General features: G+C 39.9%; 3 protein-coding genes. All 3 read left to right on the top strand.

Going from position 1 to position 3,181, the window contains the following annotated elements:
- Window positions 1-56: 56 nt before the first annotated feature.
- On the top strand, window positions 57-587 hold the full coding sequence (locus tag ACEW9J_RS00210) for a hypothetical protein (protein ID WP_373543144.1): 531 nt from the start codon (window positions 57-59) through the stop codon (window positions 585-587).
- Window positions 588-707: 120 nt separating this feature from the next.
- On the top strand, window positions 708-1,877 hold the full coding sequence (locus ACEW9J_RS00205; RefSeq protein ID WP_373543143.1) for a radical SAM protein: 1,170 nt from the start codon (window positions 708-710) through the stop codon (window positions 1,875-1,877).
- The gene (locus ACEW9J_RS00200) at window positions 1,870-2,745 is read left to right on the top strand and encodes a hypothetical protein (protein ID WP_373543142.1); all 876 of its coding nucleotides are present in this window, start codon (window positions 1,870-1,872) and stop codon (window positions 2,743-2,745) included. The genes ACEW9J_RS00205 and ACEW9J_RS00200 overlap by 8 nt, the downstream gene beginning before the upstream one ends.
- Window positions 2,746-3,181: the final 436 nt, after the last annotated feature.

Here is a 3,181-nt window from a genome sequence, read left to right as displayed (position 1 = left end):
GATTGGGATATTAATTTAGATCTAAATTAATGTCCTAATCGAGGTAAATAAGCAAGATGACATTTCCAAGTAAAAATTATAACCTAGCAATTGCTACAATTGTCAGTATTTCAACGATCGCGATCGCCGCTGTAGCTCAATCTGACCCCAATCCTTATATTCAAGAAAATTTGAATGCTGGTATAAAAACATCGGCAACACCCGAATACCCAAATAACCAAATCGATACTCACAAGCAAAATATTCAGAAAAAGATTAAAGTAGTTCAACCCAATAAGGTGACTCAACCAGGGGCAAATCAATCATTTGTCAAAGAAAGTGGCCCTATTTTTGTTAAAGATGGCAGCAAATTACCTGGAATTGATAAAGTAACTCAGCCTGGAAGTGTAGTAAAACCTGGGAAAGTAATGCAGCCAGGGGCAAATCAATCATTTGTCAAAGAAAGTGGTCCAATTTTTGTCAAAGATGGCAGCAAATTACCTGGAATTGATAAAGTAACTCAACCAGGTGCCGCCAAATCTAACTCTAAATCTTTCCCTTCCGCAGTAGAGATCGAGCAGGAAATTAGATCGACAGAAACTAAATAGCTACACCCGATCGGATTAAGTATTGTTGTGACAGGGTAGAAACTTGTCACAACAGTCCTACTTTTTTTTCAGAGCGTCGATCCTTCTCTCCTGCCTAATATTACCGAGCGTGAATTAGCTATGAAATATCAATCTACGCAGTTTGTCATCAAAACCTCAAAGCAATGTAATCTGCGCTGTCAGTATTGCTATGAATTTAGCGAACTGCACAAATCTGATGTCATGACGATGGCACAGATTGAATCGATGTACCGACATATCGAAAGTTACTATCGATCGCTCGAAATTCCGGTAGCGATTCACTTTATCTGGCATGGTGGCGAACCTTTATTAATTTCACCACAGTTTTATTGGGAAGCATTAGATTTGCAAGCAAAAATATTTGCTAGTAATCATTATCAAATCACCAATGGAGTCCAAACTAATCTAACTATATTAGATGATGAGCGGTTACTATTGTTGGCAGAAGGATTCGATCGAGTGGGAGTATCTGTAGATATTTTTGGCGATCTGCGAGTATATGAAAATGGTCGTGATTCTCAAGCGCGTGTCTTAGCAAACATGGATCGATTGCGTGAGGCAGAGATTCCATTTGGGTGCATTACTGTCCTCAGCAAGAAAAATATTAATAATGTCGAGCAGATTTATCAATTTTATCGAAAACTCGGTCTATCAGCTAGATTGCTCCCCCTACATCAAACTAGCAACCAGGGTCAAAATAGTGGCATTGAAATCGATCCTCATAGCGTTCTCAAAGCATTTCAAACTATTTTCGATCTGTGGTTGGCAGATGAAGAGTTTGTCTGGATCGTTCCCGTCATCGAGATGGTTACGGAGGTGCTAAACTTTTACGATCCGAGTGTTGCTTGCAATTTTTATGATAAGCGCGAATGGGAAGGAATAAATTTAGTAAATATTACTGGAGACTTGTACGGCTATGCTGATGCCTATGAGATCGATCTTAGCTACGGTAATCTATTTACCACTCCCCTCGGTGAATTATTTAGTGGGAAGAAACACGAGCAGTCAATTTTAGCAGCAGAGCAAAGATTAGAACAAACTTGTGTTAATTGTAAATTTTTTGGTGCTTGTTGTGGTTATCCGATCGCTGAAAATGGATATGAATATAATGAATTAGATCCCGATGGGGCGATTCGTTGTATCGTCCATAAAGGCATGTTGCAATATATCGAATACCGCCTAATTGAAGAAGGCATTATTAATGGCGGTATTGTCGATCTCCAACGCTTGAAAGTAGCCCAAGTAGATCGAGAGGTGCAACATGTTTAGTACATCTGTCACAAAAATGGGATTAAAATCAGGGTTAAAGATTTATGGTAGGGATATACCGATTACAATCGATCGATTGAGGATTAATGATGGTGTTATCAGAGTAAATCCCGATTTATATCCTCAGTACTCTCATCCGGCTTTTATCCCCAAATTGCCGTGGCGACCCCTGACAGATGCCGAAACCGAAATAATGACCGCACATATCGATCCTAGTAATGTCAGTCAAACAATCGGGATTGTCAAATTTCCCGAATCGGTAATCGATCGACTCCAAAATATAATAAAATGGGGAGAAACTGAGTACAGAAACTCAGTAACATCTAGCCAAATTCTCGCTCATGCTGAATATGATTCAGCCCGCACCCAAATTCAGGAATACATATTCCAATCCTATGCGATCGATCGTGACTTTGATTGTCTGGGCTTAATTCGGTGCGATATAGATCTACCCACAACTACTATCAATGGGATCGAGTTTCTGCCTGAAAAGTTATTTGCAGGATTGCATTTAGATAGTTGGGATTATCGCCCATTTCGGCTGCGCCATCTTGCCAGGAATCGAATTTGTATTAATTTGGGTCGAGAAGTTCGTTATTTCCTCCTCATCAATCGTACCCTCCAGCAAATTTTTGAAGACCTTAATCTAGTCGATCCTAATGACATTTATCGAGACTATCGAGGTGTGCGGCTATCACTCAAGTTCTTACGAGCTTTAGCCGACTATCCAGTCATTAGATTAGCAGTTTATCCTGGCGAAGCTTATATCGCTCCTACCGAAAATTTTATTCATGATGCTACGAGTATCGGCAAAACCGAGCCGGATTGGAGTATCACATTTTTAGGTAGATTTTTAATTCCCAATTAGCACACAAATTCGATTCTTATAAATCCCAAGAGTTGACTATCTCTATCTGACAATCTACAAAATCATCGACATTCCGAGTAGCAATTAGTGCGTTATTTGCTAAACAAATTGCAGCAATTTGAGCATCAGCTTGAGCGGTCGGCTTACCAATTGTTTTGCAGTTTGCAGCAATTTCAGCAAAACAGATATCTGCTTCAGTGACTCATATGCTACGAAAAATGGACTCGATCGAAGCAGAGATCGAATGTCCATGGGGCGGCACGTTGTTCTAAACGGATAATTAGATCTGGTTCTAGCTGATGAATTGTAATATTAGACATGGCAGATCGATCTAAACTACTGTCAACTGTCGATCGATCGAGTTGGTAGATTTTGAAGCTGGGTAGCAAACCATAAAGCTGCGTTACCATTCTCATTATCCATCCGATCGAGTGTT

The sequence above is a fragment of the Chamaesiphon sp. genome (assembly GCF_041737865.1).
Classification (GTDB): domain Bacteria; phylum Cyanobacteriota; class Cyanobacteriia; order Cyanobacteriales; family Chamaesiphonaceae; genus Chamaesiphon.
The sequence above is the reverse complement of the archived record's forward strand: the minus strand, read 5'-3'. Positions and strand labels throughout refer to the sequence as shown.